This window comes from Vibrio sp. D420a, assembly GCF_030248625.1.
GTDB classification, from domain to species: domain Bacteria; phylum Pseudomonadota; class Gammaproteobacteria; order Enterobacterales; family Vibrionaceae; genus Vibrio; species Vibrio fortis_A.
In genome coordinates this window covers 1-22,839 of record NZ_JAHGAN010000024.1, presented here as the reverse complement: position 1 = coordinate 22,839, position 22,839 = coordinate 1, and the positions used below count along the sequence as shown (strand labels likewise).

The 22,839-nt window shown below is 46.6% G+C and carries 26 protein-coding genes; 15 read left to right on the top strand and 11 right to left on the bottom strand.

The window, feature by feature from the left end; translation table 11 throughout:
* Window positions 1–388 precede the first annotated feature (388 nt).
* Window positions 389–934: a gamma carbonic anhydrase family protein gene (locus KI743_RS17005; RefSeq protein WP_150870666.1), complete on the top strand. Its 546-nt coding sequence runs from the start codon at window positions 389–391 to the stop codon at window positions 932–934.
* On the opposite strand, the gene KI743_RS17000 is transcribed toward KI743_RS17005, so the two are convergent.
* From KI743_RS17000 to KI743_RS16985, 4 genes are all read right to left on the bottom strand, one after another.
* Window positions 931–1,197, bottom strand: a complete 267-nt coding sequence (locus KI743_RS17000) for a DUF1488 domain-containing protein (protein WP_285467398.1) — start codon at window positions 1,195–1,197, stop codon at window positions 931–933. The genes KI743_RS17005 and KI743_RS17000 overlap by 4 nt on opposite strands.
* 2 nt (window positions 1,198–1,199) lie before the next feature.
* Window positions 1,200–2,030 (bottom strand): shikimate dehydrogenase, encoded by an 831-nt coding sequence (aroE, locus tag KI743_RS16995; RefSeq protein ID WP_285467397.1) that lies wholly within the window; start codon window positions 2,028–2,030, stop codon window positions 1,200–1,202.
* Between the two features lie 76 nt (window positions 2,031–2,106).
* A complete protein-coding gene (gene hemF / locus KI743_RS16990; protein WP_150870660.1) occupies window positions 2,107–3,024 on the bottom strand; it encodes an oxygen-dependent coproporphyrinogen oxidase in 918 nt (305 codons plus the stop codon).
* A 21-nt stretch (window positions 3,025–3,045) separates the two neighbouring features.
* The gene (locus KI743_RS16985) at window positions 3,046–3,603 is read right to left on the bottom strand and encodes an L-threonylcarbamoyladenylate synthase (protein WP_285467399.1); all 558 of its coding nucleotides are present in this window, start codon (window positions 3,601–3,603) and stop codon (window positions 3,046–3,048) included.
* A gap of 197 nt (window positions 3,604–3,800) precedes the next feature.
* On the opposite strand from KI743_RS16985, the gene purE reads away from it, so the two are divergent.
* Together purE and KI743_RS16975 are read left to right on the top strand one after the other, a co-directional pair.
* Complete coding sequence (gene purE / locus KI743_RS16980) at window positions 3,801–4,286, top strand: 5-(carboxyamino)imidazole ribonucleotide mutase (protein WP_032548673.1); 486 nt, start codon at window positions 3,801–3,803, stop codon at window positions 4,284–4,286.
* Window positions 4,287–4,291: 5 nt separating this feature from the next.
* Entirely contained in the window at window positions 4,292–5,422 is a 1,131-nt protein-coding gene (locus KI743_RS16975) for a 5-(carboxyamino)imidazole ribonucleotide synthase (protein ID WP_285467396.1), read from the top strand.
* A gap of 41 nt (window positions 5,423–5,463) precedes the next feature.
* Here the strand turns inward: KI743_RS16975 and KI743_RS16970 are convergent, their stop codons facing one another.
* The 4 genes from KI743_RS16970 to KI743_RS16955 are packed head-to-tail and all read right to left on the bottom strand — an operon-like array spanning window position 5,464 to window position 8,744.
* Window positions 5,464–6,036: a type I DNA topoisomerase gene (locus KI743_RS16970; protein WP_285467395.1), complete on the bottom strand. Its 573-nt coding sequence runs from the start codon at window positions 6,034–6,036 to the stop codon at window positions 5,464–5,466.
* Window positions 6,037–6,048: 12 nt separating this feature from the next.
* Window positions 6,049–6,525 carry a DUF494 family protein gene (locus KI743_RS16965; protein WP_032548670.1) on the bottom strand — a complete coding sequence of 159 codons (477 nt, stop codon included), beginning with the start codon at window positions 6,523–6,525 and terminating at the stop codon, window positions 6,049–6,051.
* A gap of 2 nt (window positions 6,526–6,527) precedes the next feature.
* On the bottom strand, window positions 6,528–7,640 hold the full coding sequence (dprA, locus tag KI743_RS16960) for a DNA-processing protein DprA (protein WP_285467394.1): 1,113 nt from the start codon (window positions 7,638–7,640) through the stop codon (window positions 6,528–6,530).
* Between the two features lie 9 nt (window positions 7,641–7,649).
* A complete protein-coding gene (locus KI743_RS16955; protein WP_285467393.1) occupies window positions 7,650–8,744 on the bottom strand; it encodes a LysM peptidoglycan-binding domain-containing protein in 1,095 nt (364 codons plus the stop codon).
* A 140-nt stretch (window positions 8,745–8,884) separates the two neighbouring features.
* Between KI743_RS16955 and def the strand changes: the two genes are divergently transcribed.
* The 6 genes from def to KI743_RS16925 all read left to right on the top strand — a co-directional run bounded on the left by def (window position 8,885) and on the right by KI743_RS16925 (window position 15,274).
* Entirely contained in the window at window positions 8,885–9,400 is a 516-nt protein-coding gene (gene def / locus KI743_RS16950) for a peptide deformylase (protein WP_032548665.1), read from the top strand.
* A gap of 34 nt (window positions 9,401–9,434) precedes the next feature.
* Complete coding sequence (fmt, locus tag KI743_RS16945; RefSeq protein WP_285467392.1) at window positions 9,435–10,382, top strand: methionyl-tRNA formyltransferase; 948 nt, start codon at window positions 9,435–9,437, stop codon at window positions 10,380–10,382.
* Between the two features lie 88 nt (window positions 10,383–10,470).
* Window positions 10,471–11,751, top strand: a complete 1,281-nt coding sequence (gene rsmB, locus KI743_RS16940) for a 16S rRNA (cytosine(967)-C(5))-methyltransferase RsmB (protein WP_285467391.1) — start codon at window positions 10,471–10,473, stop codon at window positions 11,749–11,751.
* 92 nt (window positions 11,752–11,843) lie between these two features.
* The gene (trkA, locus tag KI743_RS16935) at window positions 11,844–13,220 is read left to right on the top strand and encodes a Trk system potassium transporter TrkA (RefSeq protein ID WP_032548662.1); all 1,377 of its coding nucleotides are present in this window, start codon (window positions 11,844–11,846) and stop codon (window positions 13,218–13,220) included.
* 20 nt (window positions 13,221–13,240) lie between these two features.
* Window positions 13,241–14,686 carry a TrkH family potassium uptake protein gene (locus KI743_RS16930; protein WP_152469483.1) on the top strand — a complete coding sequence of 482 codons (1,446 nt, stop codon included), beginning with the start codon at window positions 13,241–13,243 and terminating at the stop codon, window positions 14,684–14,686.
* Between the two features lie 24 nt (window positions 14,687–14,710).
* Window positions 14,711–15,274: a DUF3157 family protein gene (locus KI743_RS16925; RefSeq protein ID WP_285467390.1), complete on the top strand. Its 564-nt coding sequence runs from the start codon at window positions 14,711–14,713 to the stop codon at window positions 15,272–15,274.
* Here the strand turns inward: KI743_RS16925 and KI743_RS16920 are convergent.
* Complete coding sequence (locus tag KI743_RS16920; RefSeq protein WP_152469485.1) at window positions 15,271–15,924, bottom strand: hemolysin III family protein; 654 nt, start codon at window positions 15,922–15,924, stop codon at window positions 15,271–15,273. The genes KI743_RS16925 and KI743_RS16920 overlap by 4 nt on opposite strands.
* Window positions 15,925–16,028: 104 nt before the next feature.
* Complete coding sequence (locus KI743_RS16915) at window positions 16,029–16,820, bottom strand: sporulation protein (RefSeq protein ID WP_285467389.1); 792 nt, start codon at window positions 16,818–16,820, stop codon at window positions 16,029–16,031.
* A gap of 282 nt (window positions 16,821–17,102) precedes the next feature.
* On the opposite strand from KI743_RS16915, the gene KI743_RS16910 reads away from it, so the two are divergent.
* The 6 genes from KI743_RS16910 (at window position 17,103) to KI743_RS16885 (ending at window position 22,186) form a co-directional block, all read left to right on the top strand.
* On the top strand, window positions 17,103–17,270 hold the full coding sequence (locus KI743_RS16910) for a hypothetical protein (RefSeq protein ID WP_167332336.1): 168 nt from the start codon (window positions 17,103–17,105) through the stop codon (window positions 17,268–17,270).
* Window positions 17,271–17,378: 108 nt separating this feature from the next.
* Window positions 17,379–17,642 carry a YihD family protein gene (locus tag KI743_RS16905; RefSeq protein ID WP_285467388.1) on the top strand — a complete coding sequence of 88 codons (264 nt, stop codon included), beginning with the start codon at window positions 17,379–17,381 and terminating at the stop codon, window positions 17,640–17,642.
* A gap of 309 nt (window positions 17,643–17,951) precedes the next feature.
* Complete coding sequence (gene ccoG / locus KI743_RS16900; RefSeq protein WP_285467387.1) at window positions 17,952–19,370, top strand: cytochrome c oxidase accessory protein CcoG; 1,419 nt, start codon at window positions 17,952–17,954, stop codon at window positions 19,368–19,370.
* A 74-nt stretch (window positions 19,371–19,444) separates the two neighbouring features.
* Window positions 19,445–20,431, top strand: a complete 987-nt coding sequence (locus KI743_RS16895; protein WP_285467386.1) for a serine/threonine protein kinase — start codon at window positions 19,445–19,447, stop codon at window positions 20,429–20,431.
* Window positions 20,432–20,481: 50 nt separating this feature from the next.
* Window positions 20,482–21,081, top strand: coding sequence for a thiol:disulfide interchange protein DsbA/DsbL (locus KI743_RS16890; RefSeq protein ID WP_032548655.1), 600 nt, complete (start codon window positions 20,482–20,484; stop codon window positions 21,079–21,081).
* A 148-nt stretch (window positions 21,082–21,229) separates the two neighbouring features.
* Complete coding sequence (locus tag KI743_RS16885) at window positions 21,230–22,186, top strand: DUF2860 domain-containing protein (protein WP_285467384.1); 957 nt, start codon at window positions 21,230–21,232, stop codon at window positions 22,184–22,186.
* Window positions 22,187–22,217: 31 nt separating this feature from the next.
* Here KI743_RS16885 and KI743_RS16880 read toward each other — a convergent pair.
* On the bottom strand, window positions 22,218–22,839 hold a 622-nt coding region (locus KI743_RS16880; protein ID WP_285467383.1), incomplete at its 5' end, for an ATP-binding protein.

The following is a 22,839-nucleotide window of genomic DNA, read 5'->3' as shown; positions in this document are numbered from 1 at the left end:
TTGAAACCGAAGTTTCATTTTTTGATATTCATCAACGAGTGCCCACACAGATTGATAGGTTTAAATTGTTAAAGAGCTTTTCCTTTTTGAGCTTCGCTCAAATCGGACGGCCATTTTAGCGATTTAAGTTTTAGTGTCAACCACTTTTTTCAAAACTTTTTTCAAGCGCTTAGCTTGGCTAATTTGGCTTGCTGAATCGTTCTGGTTTCTTGCGAAGCCATCCCGTGTCAGCGAGGTGGCATTATAGAGATTGCGATCACATTGGCAAGCCCTTTTTTAAGTTTTTTTGCTTTTTTTAATTGTTCGGATAAAAAACACTCAAAAACGGCCATTTATCCTAGTCAGAGACCCAATAATGCTCTTAAGCTAGCTATATAAAGGAGGATTTATGAGTTCTATACGCAGTTATAAAGGTATCGCACCGAAAATAGGCCAAGATGTCTATATAGATGAAACCGCTGTATTAGTTGGTGATATCAAGATTGGTGACGACTCTAGTGTTTGGCCTTTGGTTGCAGCAAGAGGCGATGTTAATCATATCCATATTGGTCAACGTACAAATATCCAAGATGGTTCAGTTCTTCATGTCACCCATAAAAACAAGGAGAATCCTGACGGCTACCCTTTGATTATCGGTAATGATGTCACGATTGGCCATAAGGTGATGTTGCATGGTTGCACCATTCAAGATCGGGTATTGGTAGGAATGGGAGCGATCATTCTAGACAATGTTGTCGTAGAGCAAGAAGTAATGATTGGTGCTGGTAGTTTAGTTCCGCCAAACAAAGTTTTAGAGAGCGGCTATTTATATGTGGGAAGCCCAGTAAAACAAGCACGTCCTTTAACAGATAAAGAACGTGCTTTTCTCCAGAAGTCTGCCGACAACTATGTTCAGAACAAAAATGACTATCTAGATTCAGTTCGCCCTGTTTAAGACGCTTGAATCTCGATTTGACCAGAGGAGTTAAACTCCTCTTCTTCTATTAACTCTTCTACTAGTTCTTCTAAGTCAAAACGCAACTCACTGAACACCTCAATGGCTTGCTCATTTGTTACTTCACGTCCTGCCAATTTTCCTAGCTCTTCTAGGGTAATAGTACACTCAATAAGTGCGCCACTTTGTTGAGCAGGGAAAACGACGCATTTATTCTCTGCATCCCAGGTTTGGATATCAGGAAACAAAATTGACTGATTCATTATTAAGCCTCTAGGTTCTTTCTTAATTCTCTGAGGATTTGCTTTGTACCCGGTCTTAGACCACGCCACAACATAAAGCTTTCAGCCGCCTGACCCACTAGCATGCCTAGGCCATCGTAAGCGGCATGGACACCATTATCCAATGCCCAGCGATTAAAGACCGTATGTCCCGAACCATAGACCATGTCATAAACGGTACTTGTTGGTGTAAATATCTCGGTGGACACTTGTGGCAGTTCACCGCTCAACCCTGAAGAAGTAGAGTTAATGATCACATCAAAGCCTTCATTCACCTCATCAAGTCCAATGCCAGAGACATTACCAAATGAAGTGAACATTTCTGCGAGTAGTTGTGCTTTAGAAGCAGTGCGGTTGGCAATCACTAATTGGCGAGGACTGTGGTCAAGCAATGGCTTAATCACTCCTCTTGCTGCACCGCCAGCTCCAAGCAACAGAATACGAGCGTCTTTTAATACTACTTGGTGCTGCAATAAATCTTGGACGAGCCCTTCACCGTCGGTGTTGTCACCAATGATCTCGCCATCATCAAGCTTTTTAAGCGTATTCACGGCGCCAGCTAGTTGAGCTCGCTCAGTTAGACGATCCGCAAATTGGTATGCGTCTTCTTTAAACGGTGCTGTGACGTTACAGCCTTTACCCCCATTGCCAAAGAAGTCTTTCGCTGCATTGAGAAAATCACCGGGCTCAGGCTGTTGAGATGTATAGGTAAGTTGCTGGTTCGTTTGGCGAGCAAATAGCGTATGAATAAATGGTGATTTACTTTGACTAATTGGGTTTCCAAAAACGGCATAGCGATCTATGTACTGTGTCATATCCTTACCTAACAGAGCTTATGAAAAAGGGTCATCGAATGATGACCCTATCACTATACCTATAAGGAAGGAAGTCTTACCAAACTCTAGGTTTTAAATAGTCTGTGTACAGTAGCGCCTCTGGTGAACCCTCTTGAGGTTCATATCGATACTCCCATCGGGCCAATGGTGGCATCGACATCAGAATCGACTCAGTACGCCCACCACTTTGTAGACCAAATAGGGTGCCACGGTCATAAACTAGATTAAATTCAACATAGCGGCCACGACGATAGAGTTGGAAATCGCGTTCACGTTCACCGTAAGGCGTCTCTTTTCTTCGTTCAACAATTGGCAGATAAGCTTGAGTATAACCCTCACCAACCGCTTGCATGTAAGCAAAGCTTTTCTCAAAGCCCCACTCATTCAAATCATCAAAGAACAAGCCGCCTACACCACGCGTCTCATCACGATGAGGCAAGTAGAAATACTTATCACACCACTCTTTATGCTGCTGATACACATCATCACCAAATGGCGCACATAGATCTTTCGCTGTTTGGTGCCAAGATTGGCAATCTTCAGCAAATGGGTAGAACGGGGTCAGGTCGAAACCACCACCAAACCACCAGATAGGCGCTTCACCCTCTTTCTCTGCAATGAAAAATCGTACATTGGCATGAGAGGTTGGGATATATGGATTCTTAGGATGAATAACCAATGAAACGCCCATTGCCTCAAACTTTCGGCCAGCAAGCTCTGGTCGATGTGCGGTCGCTGATGCTGGCATCTCTTTACCCGCGACGTGAGAGAAGTTCACACCACCCTGCTCAAATACGGCACCATTAGTCATAACGCGCGTACGACCACCACCGCCAAGACGCTCACCAGGTTCACGTTGCCATGCGTCTTCTTCAAACGCCGCAACACCGTCGGCTTGTTCTAATTGTTGGCAAATCGAATCTTGTAAGTTGAGCAAGAACTGCTTTACCGCATCTTTATCAATTGCTGACATGTTTCTTCCTTTATGCAGGGTTTAGCCCTGTCTTAATATTTGAGAAGTCTTTGCATCACGGATTTCACTCGGCTTATCACGGCCTCCCGTTTCACCCTCAAGAATGGCCACCAGCTTATAACCAAGCTGCTGCTTCACTTCTTCAGTGGTCATACACGGCGGCTCACCCGATAGGTTTGCGCTGGTAGAGGTTAACGGCTTTCCAAGCGCATTACACATCTTCTGTACCAAAGGGTGATCGGTTACACGTACCGCAATTGAATCGAATTGACCACTTACCCAATCCGTCACTTGTGCGCTGGCTGGCATGATCCACGTAACAGGGCCTGGCCATGTCGATTTTACCGTTGCCAATTGCTCAGGGGTCAGCTGACTTTCATCGATATAAGGAAGCAATTGTTCATAACTGGCAGCAATTAGGATGAGGCCCTTTTCCATCGGACGCTGTTTAAGTTCAAGTAATTTCTGGATGGCTTGCGGGTTATCAGGGTCGCAACCAACACCAAATACACCTTCAGTTGGATAGGCGATCACCTCACCTTGTTGTAATGCCTGTAAAGTATGCTGAAAGTTGTCCACGATTTGCCTCATCTATATCTGCTATTAAACTCTTTAAGTGTACAAATAATCACTAACTGTTACTAAAGCTATTTGTTTATAAAATGTATCAAATAGCAACTTTGACTGACGCAAACGTTTTCCTTAAGCAATTTTCCCCGTATAATGCGCGCAAATTATCTAATCACTTAATCAAATCGTACCTGAAGGAGTTTGAGATGACTGTCGGTATTATCATGGGTTCTAAATCTGATTGGCCAACAATGAAGCTAGCAGCGGATATGTTGGATCAATTTGGCGTAGCGTACGAAACAAAAGTGGTTTCTGCTCACCGTACTCCTCAACTACTGGCGGATTACGCAACGAGCGCAAAAGAGCGTGGTATTAAGGTGATCATTGCAGGTGCAGGCGGCGCAGCTCACCTACCGGGCATGGCAGCAGCATTTACTAGCGTTCCTGTTCTTGGTGTACCTGTACAGTCTAAAGCTCTAAAGGGCATGGACTCACTTCTTTCTATCGTTCAGATGCCTAAAGGTATTGCTGTAGGTACATTGGCAATCGGTGAAGCAGGTGCAGCTAACGCTGGTATTCTCGCGGCACAAATCATTGGTACGCACAATGAAGATGTGATGGCAAAAGTAGAAGCGTTCCGCTCTGAGCAAACAGAAACGGTACTAGCTAATCCAAACCCTGCAGAGGACTAATTCCCATGCATGTTCTTGTGTTAGGCGCGGGCCAGCTTGCTCGCATGATGTCCCTAGCTGGGGCACCGCTGAATATTGAAATTTCTGCTTTTGATGTTGGCAGCAAAAATATTGTTCACCCATTAACGCAAGCGATTCTAGGTAATGGCTTAGAGAATGCGATTGAGCGTGCGGATGTGATTACGGCTGAATTCGAACATATCCCTCATGATGTGCTTGAAGCGTGTGAGCGCAGTGGTAAGTTCCTACCGACTACCGAAGCAATCAAAGCCGGCGGCGACCGTCGTCTTGAGAAAGCTCTGCTCGACCAAGCGGGCGTGAAGAACGCCAAATACGCAGTGATCAACTCTCGCGAAGACTTTGACCACGCTATCTCGCATGTTGGCCTACCAATGGTGCTTAAAAGCACACTGGGTGGCTATGATGGCAAGGGCCAATGGCGCCTTAAGTCTTTAGACGCAGTAGAAACCGTTTGGACTGAGATGGCAGAATGCATCGCGGCGACCGACAACCAAGCGATTGTGGCTGAAGAGTTTGTTCCATTTGATCGTGAGGTATCTTTAATTGGTGCTCGTGGTAAAGATGGTGAGATTCAGGTGTACCCTCTGGCTGAAAACGTTCATACCGACGGTGTGCTGAGCCTATCAACAGCGATTGATGATGTTGAGTTACAGGAACAAGCTAAGACTATGTTCACTGCGGTTGCTGAGCGCTTGGATTACGTAGGTGTACTTGCTCTTGAGTTCTTTGATGTTCAAGGTGCACTGCTCGTTAATGAGATTGCCCCACGCGTTCATAACTCTGGCCACTGGACACAGCAAGGTGCTGAAACTTGTCAGTTTGAAAATCATCTTCGCGCAGTATGTGGCATGCCTCTAGGAAGCACAAAGCTGATTCGCCCGACTGCGATGATCAATATCCTGGGTGAGGACACTCTGCCTAACGCGATCTTGGCGCAGGCCGGTTGTCATGTTCACTGGTATGGCAAAGAAAAACGTGCAGGTCGTAAGATGGGGCACATTAATGTTAGTGCTGACTACAATGCCGAACTGCAACGCACGCTTTGCGGTCTAGCTAAGATCTTAGATAAAAGGGCTTACCCAGCGATCCACGATTTTGCTGTGCAGATGCAGTAAATGAAAATCCAATAAAAACGGCGCTCATTGAGCGCCGTTTTTTATGCTTGTTCTTGAATGTGGTGACATTTTCGGTCAGCACACTGCTTTTTGATGCCTTTGGCGGTTTTCTTCTCCATCAGCAATGGATACTGGCACACTTCACAGCGGCCAATAATCGGCGGCTGATTGACAGCAAACTTACACTTAGGGTAGTTATCACACGCAAAGAATTGTTTGCCATAGCGAGACTTACGCTCAACAAGGTGACCCTTACCACACTCTGGACAGGCGACTTGCGGTGCAGATTGCTGCTCTTGTTTCGGTTGGTCAAGCGACTCAATGTGATGACACTCAGGGTAGCTACTACAACCTATAAACATGCCATAGCGCCCTTGCCTTAATACCAATTCATTTTGGCACTTTGGACAAGGCACACCGAGTTCTTTGACGATATGCCCATCATTCTGATGCAACGGCTTAATATAGTCGCATTCAGGATAATGAGTACACCCCATAAAAGGGCCGTGTTTACCGTGGCGCAGCTGCAACTCTCCGTCACACTGCGGGCACGCCTCATGTTCTAACGCGTGCTCGTGAGCTGAGAAAAGTTGATGATCAATCTTACTACTCATGACAAGCCTGTATTAATGCAAGATACCTTGCTCTTTGGTGTACAACAGCTCTTCCATTTGCGTGTAAGCACTCTCATTACCCGGTACGTTAAACAGCACCATTAAGATAATCCATTTGAGATCATCCAACTCAAACTCATTGGTCTCAAGGCCCATCACTCGATCAATGACCATTTCACGAATTTCAGTGGTCAGCACATTGATCTGCTCAAGGAATAGAAGAAAACCACGACACTCGAGGTTAATACGCGCCATCTCTCGCTTAGTATAAATACGCATAGAGGTATTCGAAGAGACCGAGATCGCCGCTTGGCTATCGGTTTCTTGCAGTGCTGCGAGATCTTCTAACCAGTGAAGAGCCTTATAAATATCGTCTTGGTGAAACCCTGCTCGAAGCAACTCTTCTTCAAGCTCGTCTTGATCCACCTGCAATTCAGAATCGCTATGGATGTAGGTTTCAAACAGGTACATCAGAATGTCCATCATCATAGCTAGCCTCTCCCCTTTCGAATATAGCCACCAGAAACTGCAACAACATGCCCTAAAAGTTCTAACTCTAAGAGCTGCATCATGACTTCATGCACAGGTATATGGGTTCGCTGTGCCAAAATATCAACGGGTGTCGCCTCTAACCCTACGTTAGCTAACAGATGTGGAAATGGCAATTGTTCATTTGCATTGTCGGTTATCGGCGCTTCAAACAGACTGGGTTGTACTTCAATAGACCAATCTAACAGGCTTTTTATTTCAACAAGCACATCTTGAGCGCTCTGAACCAAGCAAGCGCCCGACTTGATTAAACTGTTCCCTCCACGGCTAGTTGGGCTGTGTATTGAGCCGGGCAAGGCAAAGACTTCTCGTCCTTGTTCTAATGCGTAGCGAGCAGTAATCAATGAACCACTCTTTTCTGCCGCTTCTACCACCAATGTACCTAGCGACAAGCCACTGATAATACGATTGCGACGCGGGAAGTTTTCAGGACGAGGTTTAGCAGAGGGGCGAAATTCAGAGATTAGCGCGCCTTGCTCTTCAATCCGTTGCGCCAGTTTACGATGACGGGCTGGATAGATAGCATCTAGCCCAGAACCAAGCACCGCGAAAGTTTCACCACCTCCTTCTAGAGCACCATCATGGGCATAGCCATCAATACCCAACGCTAAGCCACTAGTCACAATCAAACCGCTCTGCGCGAACTCTCGAGCAAATGCTTTGGCCGTTTGTAGTCCTTCTAGACTGGCATTACGACTGCCAACCATCGCGATTTGAGGATCACTAAGGGTAGCGATATTACCGCGCACAAACAGTGTACTAGGTGCGCTAGCTATCTGGCGCAGGCTTGGTGGATACGCGGCACACTGGTGAGTAACAAGATGATGGTTGGCGCTTTTCGCCTGCCACGATAAGCACTCTTCAACCAGTGGCTCTGTTTTGAATTTAAGATAGGTTATTTGAGAATCGGAGAAACCTAACGACTGCAGTTGCTCATGTGAGTAATTAACAATATTAAGTGGAGAGTCGATAGCCAGTAAGCGTTTGAGGCGCTTCATTCCTAGCTTAGGGACAAAGCTCAACCTCAACCACGCCACCAACTCTTGCTCAGTCATCTGGTAATCCTATGGTTCGATATCTTGTGCAGAATGATTTAAGACCATAGATAGCGGCGACACCGCCAAGGTATCACTACTGATCGGTTGGCTGCTTTGGGTCACCAGCGCCAAACTAAAATGTTGATAAGGTCTTATCACCATTAGGTTGCCGATCTCGGTATTCGGCAACTGGACTTTATTGCCCATAGCATTACTGTCATAGCTGTAATCGCCCTGCTGACCATAGACCACAGCACCAGACTCTCGAAGCGAGAACATCGATCCCTGACGCAGTTCATCATCAGTCCCCCTGTCTATCACCACAACCTGATTTTTGGCACTGAATTTGGCTCCCTCTAAAGAACCAACAATATTGGCAAGTTGTCCCATCTTCGTAGGAGAAGGATAGAATGTAGTAGTTAACGTACTCTTATCTAAGGCTAATTCAGGGAGAACAACATCATTAATCAGGATTTCTTGCAGCTGCGAGTCAACCTTTAAGCTGCTGAACGACTCATCAACTGCGCTAAGCTTCGCGGTTGCTACCAAGCGCAAAGACACGATTGAGGAGGCTGGCTGGGTTCGTTGATAAGTTGCTACCGCACGATAGATTCCCCACCTTGGATGCTGCTGTTGACCAGAGACAAACAAGCGGTCTTGAGCAGTGAGAAACTTACGCCCATCACTTGTCCCCAACACACGTTGCGCTGACTCTATATCCGCTTGGGTCACCAATCGATCTGATTGAAGATAGGGCAAGACCAACCCTTCATTAACCGTAGGTACCGCTCTTTTATCTCTAACTCGAATCTTAGGGCTTAGCTTTACTATCGGTTTCACACTCAATACAGGCTGTCCGTTGCGCCATACCAATGAGAGCTTGTCTCCCGGATAGATAAGGTGAGGATTCTCTATATCCGGATTCACTTGCCATAAACGCGGCCAAAACCAAGGGCTATCGAGATACATTCCTGCGATATCCCATAAGGTGTCGCCTTTCTCAACAATGTAGCTTTTGGGAGCATCCTGCTTAATGTTGAGCTGTATTGGAGATTCTTGAGCCACAGCAGCACCTGACAGTGACAAGAAAACTAGCGATAACCTCGTTAAAAAATGGCGCATGACCTCGGTTCCTTGGTCTGGGTATATGACATCTAATCGTAGAATTACCTTCAGGATGCTGTCATTTGGCCTATAAAATGTCTAGAATTGAGCCAACAAGGTTTAAGCTGTTTCGGCACAGTTCAATATTTCGAGTGTATATGTCTGTATTACAAGTATTAACATTACCAGATGATCGTCTACGTACCGTGGCGAAACCGGTAAAAGAAGTTACCCCAGAGATCCAAAAGTTCGTTGATGACATGATTGAAACCATGTACGACGAAGAGGGCATCGGCCTTGCGGCAACGCAGGTTGATTTCCACCAACGTATTGTTGTTATCGATATTTCAGAGACACGTGATGAGCCAATGGTGCTGATCAACCCTGAAATCATCGAGAAACGCGGTGAAGATGGCATTGAAGAAGGCTGTCTATCTGTACCTGGTGCTCGTGCACTAGTGCCTCGTGCTGCAGAAGTTACCGTGAAAGCGCTAGACCGCGATGGTAAAGAGTACACCTTCGACGCTGATGATCTATTAGCTATCTGTGTTCAACATGAGCTTGACCACCTAGAAGGCAAACTATTTGTTGATTACCTATCGCCACTAAAGCGCAAACGTATTCAAGATAAACTAGCGAAGATTAAGCGTTTCAACGAGAAACAAGCAAAATAAGCGCTAGCAAAACCTAATAAGAAGGAAGCCTACCTTGAGTCAGTCTTTAAGAATTGTCTTCGCAGGTACTCCGGATTTCGCCGCCCGTCACTTGGCGGCGTTGTTGTCTTCGGAGCATGAAGTTATTGCGGTATACACGCAACCAGATCGCCCTGCAGGTCGCGGTAAAAAACTCACTGCGAGTCCAGTAAAAAACATTGCCCTTGAAAATGATATCCCTGTTTACCAGCCGGAAAACTTCAAGTCGGATGAAGCTAAACAAGAGTTAGCTGACCTCAATGCCGATATCATGGTAGTAGTCGCTTATGGTTTATTGCTACCTCAAGCAGTCCTTGATACCCCTCGCTTAGGTTGTATCAACGTCCATGGCTCTATCTTGCCACGCTGGCGTGGCGCAGCTCCAATTCAACGCTCTATCTGGGCAGGTGATGCAGAGACAGGCGTGACCATCATGCAGATGGATATTGGTCTAGATACTGGCGACATGCTTAATATCGCGACTCTGCCAATCGAAGCAACAGACACCAGCGCATCTATGTATGAGAAGCTAGCTGGTCTAGGTCCAGATGCGTTAGTTGACTGCCTAGCGGATATCGCAGCCGGAACGGCTGTCGCTGAAAAACAAGACGACGAACTAGCAAACTACGCGAAGAAGCTAAGTAAAGAAGAAGCGCGTATCAACTGGAGCAACGATGCGGCTCATATTGAGCGTTGTGTACGTGCCTTCAACCCATGGCCAATGAGCCACTTTGAAGCGGCAGAAAACAGCATCAAAGTATGGCAAAGCCGAGTGGCTGAACAAACTTCAGATAAGCCAGCAGGTACGATTCTACAAGCTGACAAAACCGGTATTTACGTAGCAACAGGACAAGGTGTACTTGTTCTCGAACAGCTACAAGTACCGGGCAAGAAAGCAATGTCAGTTCAAGATATCTTGAACTCAAGAGCAAGCTGGTTTGAAGTGGGCACACAGCTCGTCTAACCCTTGCACGACTGTAAGTAACACAGTCTACAACCTTTACGAGGGCAGAGATGTCCTCATGTATTCAATAAAATAGTCGGTATTCCCCATGAATGTTCGCGCTGCTGCTGCCAATGTCCTATTCCAAGTTGTCGATAAAGGCCACTCTCTTTCACACGCTCTACCTGCGGCTCAAAAAACGATCCGCCCACGAGACCATGCTCTATTGCAAGAGATCTGTTACGGCGCTCTACGCTACCTACCTCGCCTAGAGTCTATCGCCAACCAATTGATGGATAATCCATTAAAGGGCAAGAAACGTGTTTTTCACCACCTAATTCTGGTTGGTATTTATCAGCTGAGCTTCATGCGTATTCCTTCGCACGCGGCAGTCGGTGAAACAGTGGAAGCAACCAAAACACTGCGTGGACAAAATCTTAGCGGCCTGATCAATGCGGTATTGCGTAACTACTTACGCGACCAAGAAGCATTGGATGAGGCGGCGACGAGCCACAATGCTGGCAAATACGGACACCCAAGCTGGATCCTAAAAATGTTGCAAGAGAGCTACCCAGATCAGTGGGAGCAACTTGTAGAAGCGAACAACAGCAAGGCTCCAATGTGGCTACGTGTAAACCGTCAGCACCACACTCGTGATGAATATGCCGAGCTACTTAAAAACGAAAACATTAAATACACCCTGCACTCACAAGCAGCAGATGCCATAAAATTATCTGCACCTTGCGATGTTACTCTGCTACCAGGCTTTGATAAGGGTTGGGTATCGGTACAAGATGCCGCTGCGCAATTGTCGGTTGATTACCTAACGCCAAAAGACGGTGAGCTAATCCTCGACTGCTGTGCTGCACCAGGTGGTAAAACCGCGCACATCCTTGAGCACACTAACGATACTGAAGTGGTTGCGATCGATGCTGATGCTAAACGCCTAGACCGCGTTTACGACAACCTAGAGCGCCTTCAATTACGTGCTGACGTAATCTGTGGTGATGCACGCTACCCACAAGAGTGGTGGAGTGGTGCTCAATTTGACCGTATCCTACTTGATGCACCATGTTCAGCAACTGGCGTTATTCGTCGCCACCCTGATATCAAGTGGCTGCGCCGAGCTTCTGACATTGAGGCTCTAGCGGAACTGCAAAGTGAAATTATGGACGCGATGTGGGGGCAACTGAAAGCAGGTGGCACTATGGTGTATGCAACCTGTTCTATCACACCACAAGAGAACGTACTCCAAGTGAAAGCGTTCCTTGAACGCACAACCGACGCAACTCTTGTCGGCTCCGATATCGAACAACCAGGTCGTCAAATTCTACCTGGTGAGGAAGATATGGATGGTTTCTACTACGCAGTGTTAGTAAAACAAGCGTAATTATGCAGCGGCTAAGAAGAGGTTCTTAGCCGCTGTTTCGTTGTGGTGTATAACCACCAAGGCGTTAGATAACAAATAATAAGAGAAAGGCTATGAAGATCATTATCCTAGGTGCAGGACAAGTAGGCGGCACCCTTGCTGAGAACTTAGTAGGTGAAAACAATGACATCACGATTGTCGACCGCGATGGTGACCGACTGCGTGAACTTCAAGACAAATACGACCTTAGGGTAGTCAATGGCTACGCCAGTCACCCTAATACCCTGCGTGAAGCCGGTGCTCAAGATGCAGACATGTTGGTTGCGGTAACCAATATGGATGAAACCAACATGGCCGCGTGTCAGGTCGCCTTTTCTCTATTTAATACACCTAACCGAATTGCGCGAATTCGCTCTCCAGAATACTTGGAAGAGAAAGAAGCCCTATTTAAATCTGGTGCGATTCCGGTTGATCACCTTATTGCCCCAGAAGAGCTGGTGACCAGCTACATTGAACGTCTAATCCAATACCCAGGCGCACTACAAGTGGTAAGTTTTGCCGAGCAAAAGGTAAGCCTAGTGGCAGTAAAAGCCTACTACGGCGGTCCTCTTGTAGGTAATGCACTATCGGCTCTACGTGAGCACATGCCTCACATCGATACTCGTGTAGCCGCTATTTTCCGTCAAGGGCGTCCAATTCGACCTCAAGGTACCACCATCATTGAAGCCGATGATGAAGTGTTCTTCGTCGCGGCAAGTAACCACATCCGCTCGGTCATGAGTGAACTGCAACGCCTTGAGAAGCCTTACCGCCGCGTGATGATTGTCGGTGGTGGTAACATAGGAGCCAGCTTAGCCAAACGCCTCGAACAGAGCTACAGCATCAAACTAATTGAGCGCAGCTACACTCGTGCTGAAAAACTCTCTGAAGAGCTTGAGAACACCATCGTATTCTGTGGTGACGCTGCTGACCAAGAGCTGCTGACCGAAGAGAACATCGACCAAGTAGACGTATTCATCGCACTGACCAATGAAGATGAAACCAACATCATGTCAGCAATGCTAGCCAAGCGCATGGGCGCTAAGAAGGTTATGGTACTGATCCAACGTGGTGCCTATGTCGATCTCGTGCAAGGTGGTGTGATTGATATTGCGATATCGCCACAACAAGCGACCATTTCTGCACTACTGACTCACGTGCGCCGTGCCGATATCGTCAACGTATCGTCTCTACGACGCGGTGCTGCGGAAGCGATTGAAGCGATCGCCCACGGTGATGAAACCACCTCTAAGGTTGTGGGCAGAGCCATTGGTGATATTAAACTGCCACCGGGCACCACTATTGGTGCAATTGTTCGTGGTGAAGAAGTACTGATTGCCCATGATAGAACTGTGATTGAGCAGGATGACCACGTGGTGATGTTCTTGGTTGATAAGAAATACGTTCCAGACGTCGAATCGCTATTCCAACCGAGTCCGTTCTTCTTGTAAGCGCGCACCTGTAAAACATCATGGTTAATTTACGCCCCATTCTGTTGGTTATTGGGCTAGTACTGTCAAAACTTGCCCTGTTTATGTATGTACCGACTCTGGTTGCTTTTTTTACAGGGACAGGTGGCTTTCTAGAGTTTGGTCAATCGGTGGTGATCACCCATGTTATCGCCTTTATCTGCCTGAGTCTTGGTCGCACTGCTCACTTCAGGCTTGGCGTGCGGGACATGTTCCTCATCACCTCATTGGTGTGGACAATCGCCAGTGCATTTGCCGCACTGCCGTTTGTGTTCATCAACCATATTAGCTTTACCGATGCCTACTTTGAGACCATGTCGGGGATTACCACTACTGGCTCAACAGTACTGAGTGGGCTGGATAATATGGCACCAAGTATCTTGCTGTGGCGATCTATATTGCAATGGCTTGGTGGCGTAGGCTTCATCGTAATGGCAGTAGCAGTACTACCAATGCTCAACGTCGGTGGTATGCGTCTGTTCCAGACTGAATCTTCAGATTGGTCAGATAAAAGTAGCCCACGAGCGAAAACCGTGGCCAAGAACATTGTGGCGGTCTATCTAGTTCTTACAGGACTGTGCTTTATCAGCTACCTCTTCGCTGGCATGGGCATGTTTGATGCCATTAATCACGCCTTTACCACGCTCTCGACAGGTGGTTACTCGACCTCTGACGGCTCGATGAACCACTTCTCAAACAGTGCGCACTGGGTTGGTACCCTATTCATGTTCCTAGGCGGCTTGCCTTTCCTGCTGTTTGTCAGTGCTTTACGTGGACGCAAGCTAGCCCCACTCTACAAAGATGCTCAGGTTCGAGGTTTTACTTACCTGTTTCTTGCTTCGAGTGTTGTGATTTCAATGTGGTTAGTTATTCGTGATGGATACACCATGATGGATGCACTACGCGTGTCGATGTTCAATATCGTCTCAGTGGTTACGACTACAGGTTTTGGTTTGGAAGACTTCACTGCGTGGGGCGCTCTACCAACGACTCTGTTTGCCTTCTTGATGATGGCAGGGGCTTGTTCCGGGTCGACCTCTGGTGGTATCAAAATCTTCCGTTTCCAGATCGCGATGACGCTACTACACAAACAGATGATGAAGCTGATCCACCCTTCCGGTGTGTTTGTTCAACGCTACAACCAACGCCCAGTTAACGACGATATCGTACGTTCTTTGGTGGCTTTTGGTTTGATGTTCTTTATTACTATTATCTTAATTGCCGGCGGATTGAGTGCGATGGGGCTCGATCCCATCACCAGCATTTCTGGCGCGATCACTGCGGTTGCCAACGTTGGCCCAGGCATGGGCAGCGTGATTGGTCCAACTGGAAACTTTGCACCTCTGCCTGATGCCGCTAAATGGCTGCTAAGCTTTGGCATGCTGATGGGAAGATTGGAAATTCTAACCCTGTTGGTACTGTTCTTCCCAGCTTTCTGGCGTCGTTAATTGAGCATTAAAAAGGAAAACACTATGCGATCTTACCTATTAATGGCTAGCGCACTACTCAGCGGCACTGCATTTGCCGATCAACTGATCACCCTACCCGATGGTAAACAGGTGAATCTTAAAGATGACTTTACATGGGAGTATGTGACGACCAAAGTTGAATCTGAAGTCACGACTTCGGGTACATCTGCGAAGCCAAGCATCGCGGCGATTCCTGTTGCGACCGCCGTTACTGGTACTACGATTAAGCTCAACGATACTAAACCAAGCCTGCAACTGTCTAAGTCTGGGGTCGATATCCTATTGGGCACAGCAAGCTATCAAGATGGTGAACTCGTCATTCCAACAGCGATCACTAACCAAGGTACTCAGCCAATCATCTTTGTTTCACTGAAGGTTAAAGTGTTCTCGACAGAGGGAGAACTGTTGGCAGAGCAACAAGTAGATACTTGGAAGTCGATTAAGCGTATGGCCGAAACTTACCTTCGTCCACAAAGCAGTGCCGAAGGCAAATCGATTAAGCTAGCAGTAGATAAACAGGACCAATACCAACTTCAAGCAGAAGTAATGGAGGTTCTGGCTCGCTAAACTGGCGTAACGTATAGATAGATCGCAAAGAAATGACAGGCGCATCCTGCCAGTACAAATAGATGCCAAATGGCATGGTTGTATGGGATGCGTTTAGCGACATAGAAAATCACCCCTAAAGAGTAGATGATTCCGCCAACAGCCAGCAGGATCAAACCTCCCAACTCCACACTCTTTGCTAGTTGATAAATCACTATCAGCGACAACCATCCCATTGCCAGGTACGTGACTAACGACAAGCGCTTAAAGCGATACACAAAGGCAATCTTCATCACGATTCCGACTAAGGCTATCGCCCATATTACGCCCATTAAGCCAAAGGCCAGCGGAGTTCTTAAACTGACTAGTAAGAAGGGAGTATAGCTGCCTGCTATCAGCAAATAGATCGCGCAGTGATCGAGGGTTTTTAGCAAGCGCTTAGTTTTCGCGGTGGTGATTGAATGATATAGGGTTGAAGCAAGAAACAGTAAGATAATACTACTGCCGTAGGCTGCCATGCTCGCTACGGTCAGTGAGTCAGCGTCGAACTGATTGGCTTTGATGAGCAATAAAATTAAACCAACAATACCCAACACCACCCCAAGGCCGTGTGTGATCGCATTGGCTCTCTCTTCTATTTCACTGTATTCACTAACTTTGGCTTCAGACATGGGAACCCTACTAGAGTAATCGAACATTTACTCTAGTATTGCACATTAAGCTTACACGTGTAAGCTTAAATTTTTATCGACCGTATTATCGCCGGATTGAGAGACTAAGAGACGCTCTCCAAATACTCAATCACCATCTCACCCGCCTGTTGTGGCGAGGTATCAAGAGGGATGCTTAGCTGGCGTTTGAGCTTACCGACACCAAGCAGGCTCGCTAACATGCCTTTAGCACCATCGCGGTTGCGGTCAATCTCAAACCACATTTTCAGCTCTTGCTCATCGCGGTGTGCTACCACTTCCAGCTCACGCCAACGGCCATGGTAAGGCCCTGTCGTTGGTACAAACTCGAACTCTTGAACAAACGGTAACTCAAAGCCATCCACCGCTTCACACTCGACTTGTCGAATGCGTAACCCTTGTGCCTCAAGCTCATTAAAGATGCCATCAAGCAACTCATCAGGACGTACCGTGAGTACATCTTTATCAGATGGATCGATAGCCATCGCGATGTCTAAACCGGTTTCCAGCCACACTTTCGCATCACCAATGGTCACTGGCGTGTTGAGTGGCACATCAAACTCACACTCAAAGTCGCGAGTTTCACCTGGCTCAATGGTAAAAGCATAAGGCAAGCTCCACTTCGCCAATGAATACGTTTGATGGACGCGACGCGTCTGACCTCGATCTTGTTTATCGGGGTTAACTGGAACTTCCTTGATGTAACGACAGCACAGATTGAGGTCGATGTTATCGATCTCTTGAGGTTGGGAGCCACCGTAAACGTGCACAATAATGTTGGCTTTACGGCCAGGGTAAAGCACTTCTTGTTGGAGTACCGAATCTACCTTCGCCGATCCGATACCAAAACTTGCTAGCGTTTTCTTTAAGAACGACATATGCACCTCCTTTAAAGCACCATCTTAAGCCTGAAAGAGGTTCAAACTCAAATATACTGCTCACACAATTTTAGCCGTTATTGGCGGCAATTTTTCCAACAAGCATCGATCGTTCAACCAGATGATGATAATCTGTTATTGATATGCACGCATATCATTATCCTGATTCATGATTGGATTGGCGAAAGCCAGACGAGCCTAACTTTAAGCAATTAAAGCGCAGCTCATTTTGGGTCAGGCCATTAAATTGGCAATGGATATGCCTGACCGTTAGGTAACTCAATGCGACCAACAGCTGTCAGGTTTTCGCACACCAACCGTAGTGCGATGCGTCGTCGTAGTGGCTTTGTTGCTGCTCCAACGGCAAAGAACGTGGCTCCAACAATGACTCTTGTCGAGAAGACTGCTCTGCTTACGTCTAGCTCTGCAAAAGTAATTAAAGCCGCATAACAAAAAGCGCAGTTTTTACTGCGCTTTTTTCTTGCCTGTTGGATTGGTATTCCGTATCCGATTTGATACCTTTACTGCAAATCATTATAAAATTTGTGGAGAATAGAAATGAAATGCCATCGCATTGAAGAGCTGATCGAGCTAATGGAGCCTGAGTGGCAGAAAGACCAAGAGCTAAACCTGCTTGAGTTCATCCTTAAGCTATCTAAAGAGGCAGGCTACGAAGGTAAACTTGAAGAGCTCACCGATGACGTACTGATCTACCACCTGAAAATGCGTAACAGCCAGAAAGACGAGATGATCCCAGGTCTAAAAAAAGACCAAGAAGACGATTTCAAGACCGCTATTCTAAAAGCACGCGGCATCATCTAATCCTACTCAGTTTCAGCTCAACTAGTTTAAAGGCGACCATTCGGTCGCTTTTTTGTTTCTGTTCGCTATTTTTTCGTCACAACTGTTATGAGTTTTGTTGCTAAAGGTTGATAGCGTTAAAGAAATGAGAACAGTATTGTCGCTATAATCGCCTCCCATAAGAATCTTCTAAAATAAGAGTAGCGTGTATAGGGTCCAGTGATATACCAAAGCTACGGTATGCAAGATTCTCCCGCAGAGTTACTTAAAAGCAATGTCATAAAGTGCCCACACCAAGAAAGGGTACCTATACCATCAAAAGGATAGTCCATGAGTCAGGATAAAATCGATATCAAAGATGTGACTCCTAAAACCTTTAATCCCAAGACACATAAAGGTAATGGAGATCGATTTAACCCCAATAACCGCATCTACGTGCGTGAAAGCAAGGGTAAGTTCCAACAGCTGCGCCGCTACGGTGGCTGGTTCCTACTGCTACTGTTCGCGTTAATCCCGTGGATACCGTTTGGAGAGCGACAAGCAATATTGCTCGATATTGGTAATCAGCAGTTTAATTTCTTTGGCACCACGCTTTACCCTCAAGATCTGACCCTGTTGGCGATCTTGTTCATGATCGCAGCCTTTGGCCTTTTCTTTATTACCACCTTTTTAGGCCGTGTTTGGTGTGGTTACCTATGTCCACAAACCGTTTGGACCTTTATGTACATCTGGTTTGAAGAGAAACTTGAAGGTTCAGCGAACAAGCGTAAAAAGCAAGATTCGGGCAAACTGACACCGAACCTGATGCTACGTAAAACCATTAAGCACATTGCATGGTGGGCAATCGCCTTAGCAACAGGTCTCACCTTCGTTGGCTACTTTATTCCAGTAAAAGAGCTGGTGGTTGGTTTCTTTACCTTCGACGCCTCGTTTTGGCCGGTATTTTGGGTTCTGTTCTTCGCTGGCTGTACCTACGCTAATGCGGGTTGGATGCGTTCAATCGTGTGTCTACACATGTGTCCATATGCACGTTTCCAATCTGCGATGTTTGATAAAGACACCTTTATTGTTGGCTACGACACAGAGCGTGGTGAAAGCCGTGGCCCTCGTTCGCGCAAAGCCGATCCTAAAGCACTGGGCTTGGGTGACTGTATCGACTGTAATTTATGTGTGCAGGTGTGTCCGACGGGTATTGATATCCGTGATGGCCTGCAATATGAGTGTATTAACTGTGGCGCTTGTATCGATGCCTGTGACCAAACCATGGATCGCATGGGCTACGAGAAAGGCCTAATCAACTACACCACTGAACACCGTCTAGAAGGTCACAACACTAAGGTCATGCGACCTAAGCTACTGGGTTATGGTGGCGTGCTGCTGCTGATGATTGGTTTGTTCTTTGTGCAGGTGGCGAGTGTCGACCCAGCAGGTTTAACCGTGCTTCGAGACCGAAACCAACTGTTCAGAATCAACACTCAAGGCTTTGTTGAGAACACCTACACACTCAAAATCATCAACAAAACCCAACAGGTTCAAGAGTATGATTTAAGCGTCAACGGACTACCAGAAGCGATCTGGTACGGTAAGCAGACCGTTGCTGTAGATCCAGGTGAAGTACTTAACCTGCCGATCAGCTTGGGGGCCGATCCCGAAAAACTCAGCTCACCAGTTTCGACGATTCAGTTTATACTCTCGGATAATGAAGAGTTTACGATGGAAGTTGAAAGCCGCTTTATCAAAAAGCTCTAATATCTAGTGGATTACCACTCGGTATTTCAACCAATCAATGGAAAAAGGCTCAGTAATGAGCCTTTTTTATTTTTATGACTGAACAAGCTTTTAACTTTGACAACCTGACGCCTGACTTCATGTGGTACGCCCTAGAAAGCATTGGGGTTCGTGCCGAGTCAGGCCTATTGGCGCTCAATAGCTACGAGAACCGCGTCTATCAATTTAGCGATGAAGATCGCAAGCGCTACGTTGTGAAGTTCTATCGCCCACAACGCTGGACTAAAGAACAGATCCAAGAAGAGCATGATTTCGCACTCGACTTGATTGAACAAGAGATTCCGGTTGCACCACCGATTAAGATCAACGGTCAAACCCTACATGAGTATCAAGGCTATCTCTTTGCGCTATTTGATAGTGTTGGCGGGCGTCAGTACGAAGTGGATAATCTCGATCAGTTGGAAGGCGTCGGTCGCTTTCTCGGACGCATTCATAAAGCAAGCTCGGAAAAGCTATTTCAGTACCGTCCGACTATTAGTCTCGACGAGTATCTGCATCAACCACGCAAAATCCTTGAGAATTCACGCTTTATCCCTGCACACATCGAATCGGCATTCTTCAATGATCTTGATATGTTGATCAATGCACTAGAAGAGCAGTGGTCTGACTCAAGTAAAATTATTCGCCTGCATGGCGATTGCCACCCAGGCAACATTTTGTGGCGTGACGGGCCGATGTTTGTCGACCTTGATGATGCGCGCAATGGCCCTGCTATCCAAGACCTGTGGATGCTACTCAACGGCGAACGCCAAGATAAACTGATGCAGCTCGATATTTTATTGGAGGCTTATCAAGAGTTTTGTGACTTTAACAGTGCAGAATTGAAACTAATTGAGCCACTGCGCGGTCTACGTATGGTGCATTACATGGCATGGTTAGCAAAGCGATGGCAAGACCCTGCTTTCCCAATTGCATTTCCATGGTTTAATGACCCGAAATACTGGGAGCAACAAGTACTTGCTTGTAAAGAGCAGATTGCTACCCTACAGGAGCCACCACTTTCGTTAATGCCTCAGTGGTAAGGCAACACTGATAGCAAACAAAAAATTCAAACATAATGGAGATTGAATAAATGAAAAAGCTATTCGCATTTTTCTCATTGGTTATGCTGAGCTTATCGGCTCACGCAGCGCAATTTAACGAAGGTGAGCACTATAAGGTTCTAGACCTAGAGCCTTCTAAAAAGCCAGTTGTTACTGAGTTTTTCTCATTCTACTGCCCACACTGTAATAGCTTTGAACCAATCATTCAGCAGCTAAAAAAACAACTTCCTGAGGGCGTTAAGCTTCAGAAAAACCATGTATCTTTCATGGGTGGCGCTATGGGTAAGCCTATGAGCAAGGCATACGCGACCATGATCGCGCTAAAAGTAGAAGATAAGATGGTGCCTGTAATGTTTAACCGCATCCACAACATGAACAAAGCGCCTCGCGACGAAGAAGAGCTACGTCAAATCTTCCTAGATGAAGGTGTTGATGCGAAGAAGTTCGATGCAGCATACAAAGGCTTCGCGGTTGACTCTATGGTGCGTCGCTTCGATAAAGCATTCAAAGACAGCGGTCTTTCAGGCGTTCCAGCGGTTGTGGTTAATAACCGTTACCTAGTCGATGCGCAAGGTATCAACTCTCTTGATGAATATTTTGCACTGGTTAATTTCTTATTGAAGAAATAACTCATTGAAAAAAGGGAGCTTCGGCTTCCTTTTTCTTTGCTATGCTCAAAAAGCATCATTGATAAAAAATTAATCAGGAACCTTTTAGTATTTGGACTATCTATAGTTTTTCACTAATCACTAACAGGTTGGGCAAGGAGCCCCGCGAATGAAATTAAAAATCACGTTTTTAGCTTTGAGCATTGCAGCTACCCCTGCCTTTGCCAAGCTTGCCGATGAGCAAGGCATCAGCGGTGAAATCTCCCTGAATGCTGGGGTCACCTCGTCTACTTCAAACTTCAATACCGACGGCGATAGCACCATCACGTCGACTGACCAAAAAGCGTCTTCAGAAAGCTCTTTCTTAGTCGCTCCACTGGGCAGCATAGCTTACACCTTTGGTGAGCGCTTAAATCACCAGGTTTATACGGGTACCGCTCGTGACGATATCGCAACAGGTACTGTAGTACTTGAAGTTGGCTACAAGTATCAGCTGCAATCAGGAATGGTGATTGATGCTTCAATCCTACCAACCATTATGTCCGGCGAGACTTGGGCTGACCCGTATGACACAACAGGTCCTCGTTCAAAAACTGACGAGAAGGGGAACGCCTTTCGTTTAAAACTGAGCAGTATCGCAGGTTCACCATTCTCACTGGATATGGCCTACGCCACCAAAGATGTTGAACAAGATAATGTGCCTGACGAGCTAAAGCGTGATGCGGATACTTTCTACTTGAAAGGCCAATATCGACAGCCTCTGAGCCGCAGCATGATGCTAGTACCATCGATAATCTATCAATCTCGCGATGCTGATGGCAGTGCTGAATCTTATGACCAAATCGGTGCTGAGGTTAGTTTGTTTGGTGCTGCGGGCCGTCACCAATACGCACTAACCGCAGGTTATAGTCAGCGAGATTACGATGCTGGCAACTCTTTGTTCAACAACACGGTTCGCAGTGATGACAACATCAATCTGTTTGCCGCGTATGAATATGAAAAGTTCATGAACTGGGATAACTGGTCATTCATTTCATTGGCAGGCTACGGCACCAGTGATTCCAACATCACCTTCTACGATGAGTCTCAATACATCGTTTCAGTTGGTATGAACTACAAGTTCTAATCCAAGCGCATCGGTATAGCCGCTTTGTTGGCTATACCGCCTGTGCCGTCAACTGCTTCAACAACCTGTCCATAGCTCGATACCCCAACGCCTCCGAAAGATGCTTCTTGTGAATCTGTTCGCTCCCCTCAAGGTCAGCAATGGTGCGGGCAACCTTGATGATGCGATGATAAGCACGAATTGATAATCCAAGCCGATGCAGCGCCGTCTCCAAGAATTGAGCATCTTGCTTATCGAGTGGGCAGTGCTTTTCAATTTCACGGCTGGTCAGCAGTGCATTAGGCTTTCCCCCTCGCTCGACCATGGTCGACCTTGCATCCACCACACGCTGCTTAACGACCTGTGTCCCCTCACCCCGATCGCCCCCCTCAGCGAGCATACCTTTGGGAAGTAGAGGGATCTCCAATGACATATCGAAGCGATCTAATAGCGGTCCAGACAGCCTATTCAAATAACGCAAAATAATCTGTGGATTCGCACGCGCTTGATTGCCCTCATAGTAGCCCGTTGGGCTTGGGTTTAGCGCACCGACCAATTGGAAACGAGCAGGAAAACGCGTTTTGCCCGCAGCCCGTGAGATGATGATCTCTCCAGATTCCAGCGGTTCTCGCAATGAATCGAGCACTTTCCTTTCAAACTCGGGCATTTTCCTA

What these genes read in the sequence shown, in the direction of transcription:
- aroE (WP_285467397.1), bottom strand. Translation starts at nt 2,030, where the DNA reads ATGACACAGTACATAGATCGCTATGCCGTTTTTGGAAACCCAATTAGT.
- KI743_RS16920 (WP_152469485.1), bottom strand. Translation starts at nt 15,924, where the DNA reads ATGTCTGAAGCCAAAGTTAGTGAATACAGTGAAATAGAAGAGAGAGCC.
- KI743_RS16885 (WP_285467384.1), top strand. Translation starts at nt 21,230, where the DNA reads ATGAAATTAAAAATCACGTTTTTAGCTTTGAGCATTGCAGCTACCCCT.
- KI743_RS16925 (WP_285467390.1), top strand. Translation starts at nt 14,711, where the DNA reads ATGCGATCTTACCTATTAATGGCTAGCGCACTACTCAGCGGCACTGCA.
- KI743_RS16905 (WP_285467388.1), top strand. Translation starts at nt 17,379, where the DNA reads ATGAAATGCCATCGCATTGAAGAGCTGATCGAGCTAATGGAGCCTGAG.
- KI743_RS16955 (WP_285467393.1), bottom strand. Translation starts at nt 8,744, where the DNA reads ATGCGCCATTTTTTAACGAGGTTATCGCTAGTTTTCTTGTCACTGTCA.
- KI743_RS16975 (WP_285467396.1), top strand. Translation starts at nt 4,292, where the DNA reads ATGCATGTTCTTGTGTTAGGCGCGGGCCAGCTTGCTCGCATGATGTCC.
- KI743_RS16895 (WP_285467386.1), top strand. Translation starts at nt 19,445, where the DNA reads ATGACTGAACAAGCTTTTAACTTTGACAACCTGACGCCTGACTTCATG.
- KI743_RS16965 (WP_032548670.1), bottom strand. Translation starts at nt 6,525, where the DNA reads ATGATGATGGACATTCTGATGTACCTGTTTGAAACCTACATCCATAGC.
- KI743_RS16890 (WP_032548655.1), top strand. Translation starts at nt 20,482, where the DNA reads ATGAAAAAGCTATTCGCATTTTTCTCATTGGTTATGCTGAGCTTATCG.
- KI743_RS16970 (WP_285467395.1), bottom strand. Translation starts at nt 6,036, where the DNA reads ATGAGTAGTAAGATTGATCATCAACTTTTCTCAGCTCACGAGCACGCG.
- KI743_RS16910 (WP_167332336.1), top strand. Translation starts at nt 17,103, where the DNA reads ATGCGACCAACAGCTGTCAGGTTTTCGCACACCAACCGTAGTGCGATG.
- KI743_RS16915 (WP_285467389.1), bottom strand. Translation starts at nt 16,820, where the DNA reads ATGTCGTTCTTAAAGAAAACGCTAGCAAGTTTTGGTATCGGATCGGCG.
- trkA (WP_032548662.1), top strand. Translation starts at nt 11,844, where the DNA reads ATGAAGATCATTATCCTAGGTGCAGGACAAGTAGGCGGCACCCTTGCT.
- dprA (WP_285467394.1), bottom strand. Translation starts at nt 7,640, where the DNA reads ATGACTGAGCAAGAGTTGGTGGCGTGGTTGAGGTTGAGCTTTGTCCCT.
- hemF (WP_150870660.1), bottom strand. Translation starts at nt 3,024, where the DNA reads ATGTCAGCAATTGATAAAGATGCGGTAAAGCAGTTCTTGCTCAACTTA.
- def (WP_032548665.1), top strand. Translation starts at nt 8,885, where the DNA reads ATGTCTGTATTACAAGTATTAACATTACCAGATGATCGTCTACGTACC.
- KI743_RS17005 (WP_150870666.1), top strand. Translation starts at nt 389, where the DNA reads ATGAGTTCTATACGCAGTTATAAAGGTATCGCACCGAAAATAGGCCAA.
- KI743_RS17000 (WP_285467398.1), bottom strand. Translation starts at nt 1,197, where the DNA reads ATGAATCAGTCAATTTTGTTTCCTGATATCCAAACCTGGGATGCAGAG.
- rsmB (WP_285467391.1), top strand. Translation starts at nt 10,471, where the DNA reads ATGAATGTTCGCGCTGCTGCTGCCAATGTCCTATTCCAAGTTGTCGAT.
- purE (WP_032548673.1), top strand. Translation starts at nt 3,801, where the DNA reads ATGACTGTCGGTATTATCATGGGTTCTAAATCTGATTGGCCAACAATG.
- ccoG (WP_285467387.1), top strand. Translation starts at nt 17,952, where the DNA reads ATGAGTCAGGATAAAATCGATATCAAAGATGTGACTCCTAAAACCTTT.
- KI743_RS16930 (WP_152469483.1), top strand. Translation starts at nt 13,241, where the DNA reads ATGGTTAATTTACGCCCCATTCTGTTGGTTATTGGGCTAGTACTGTCA.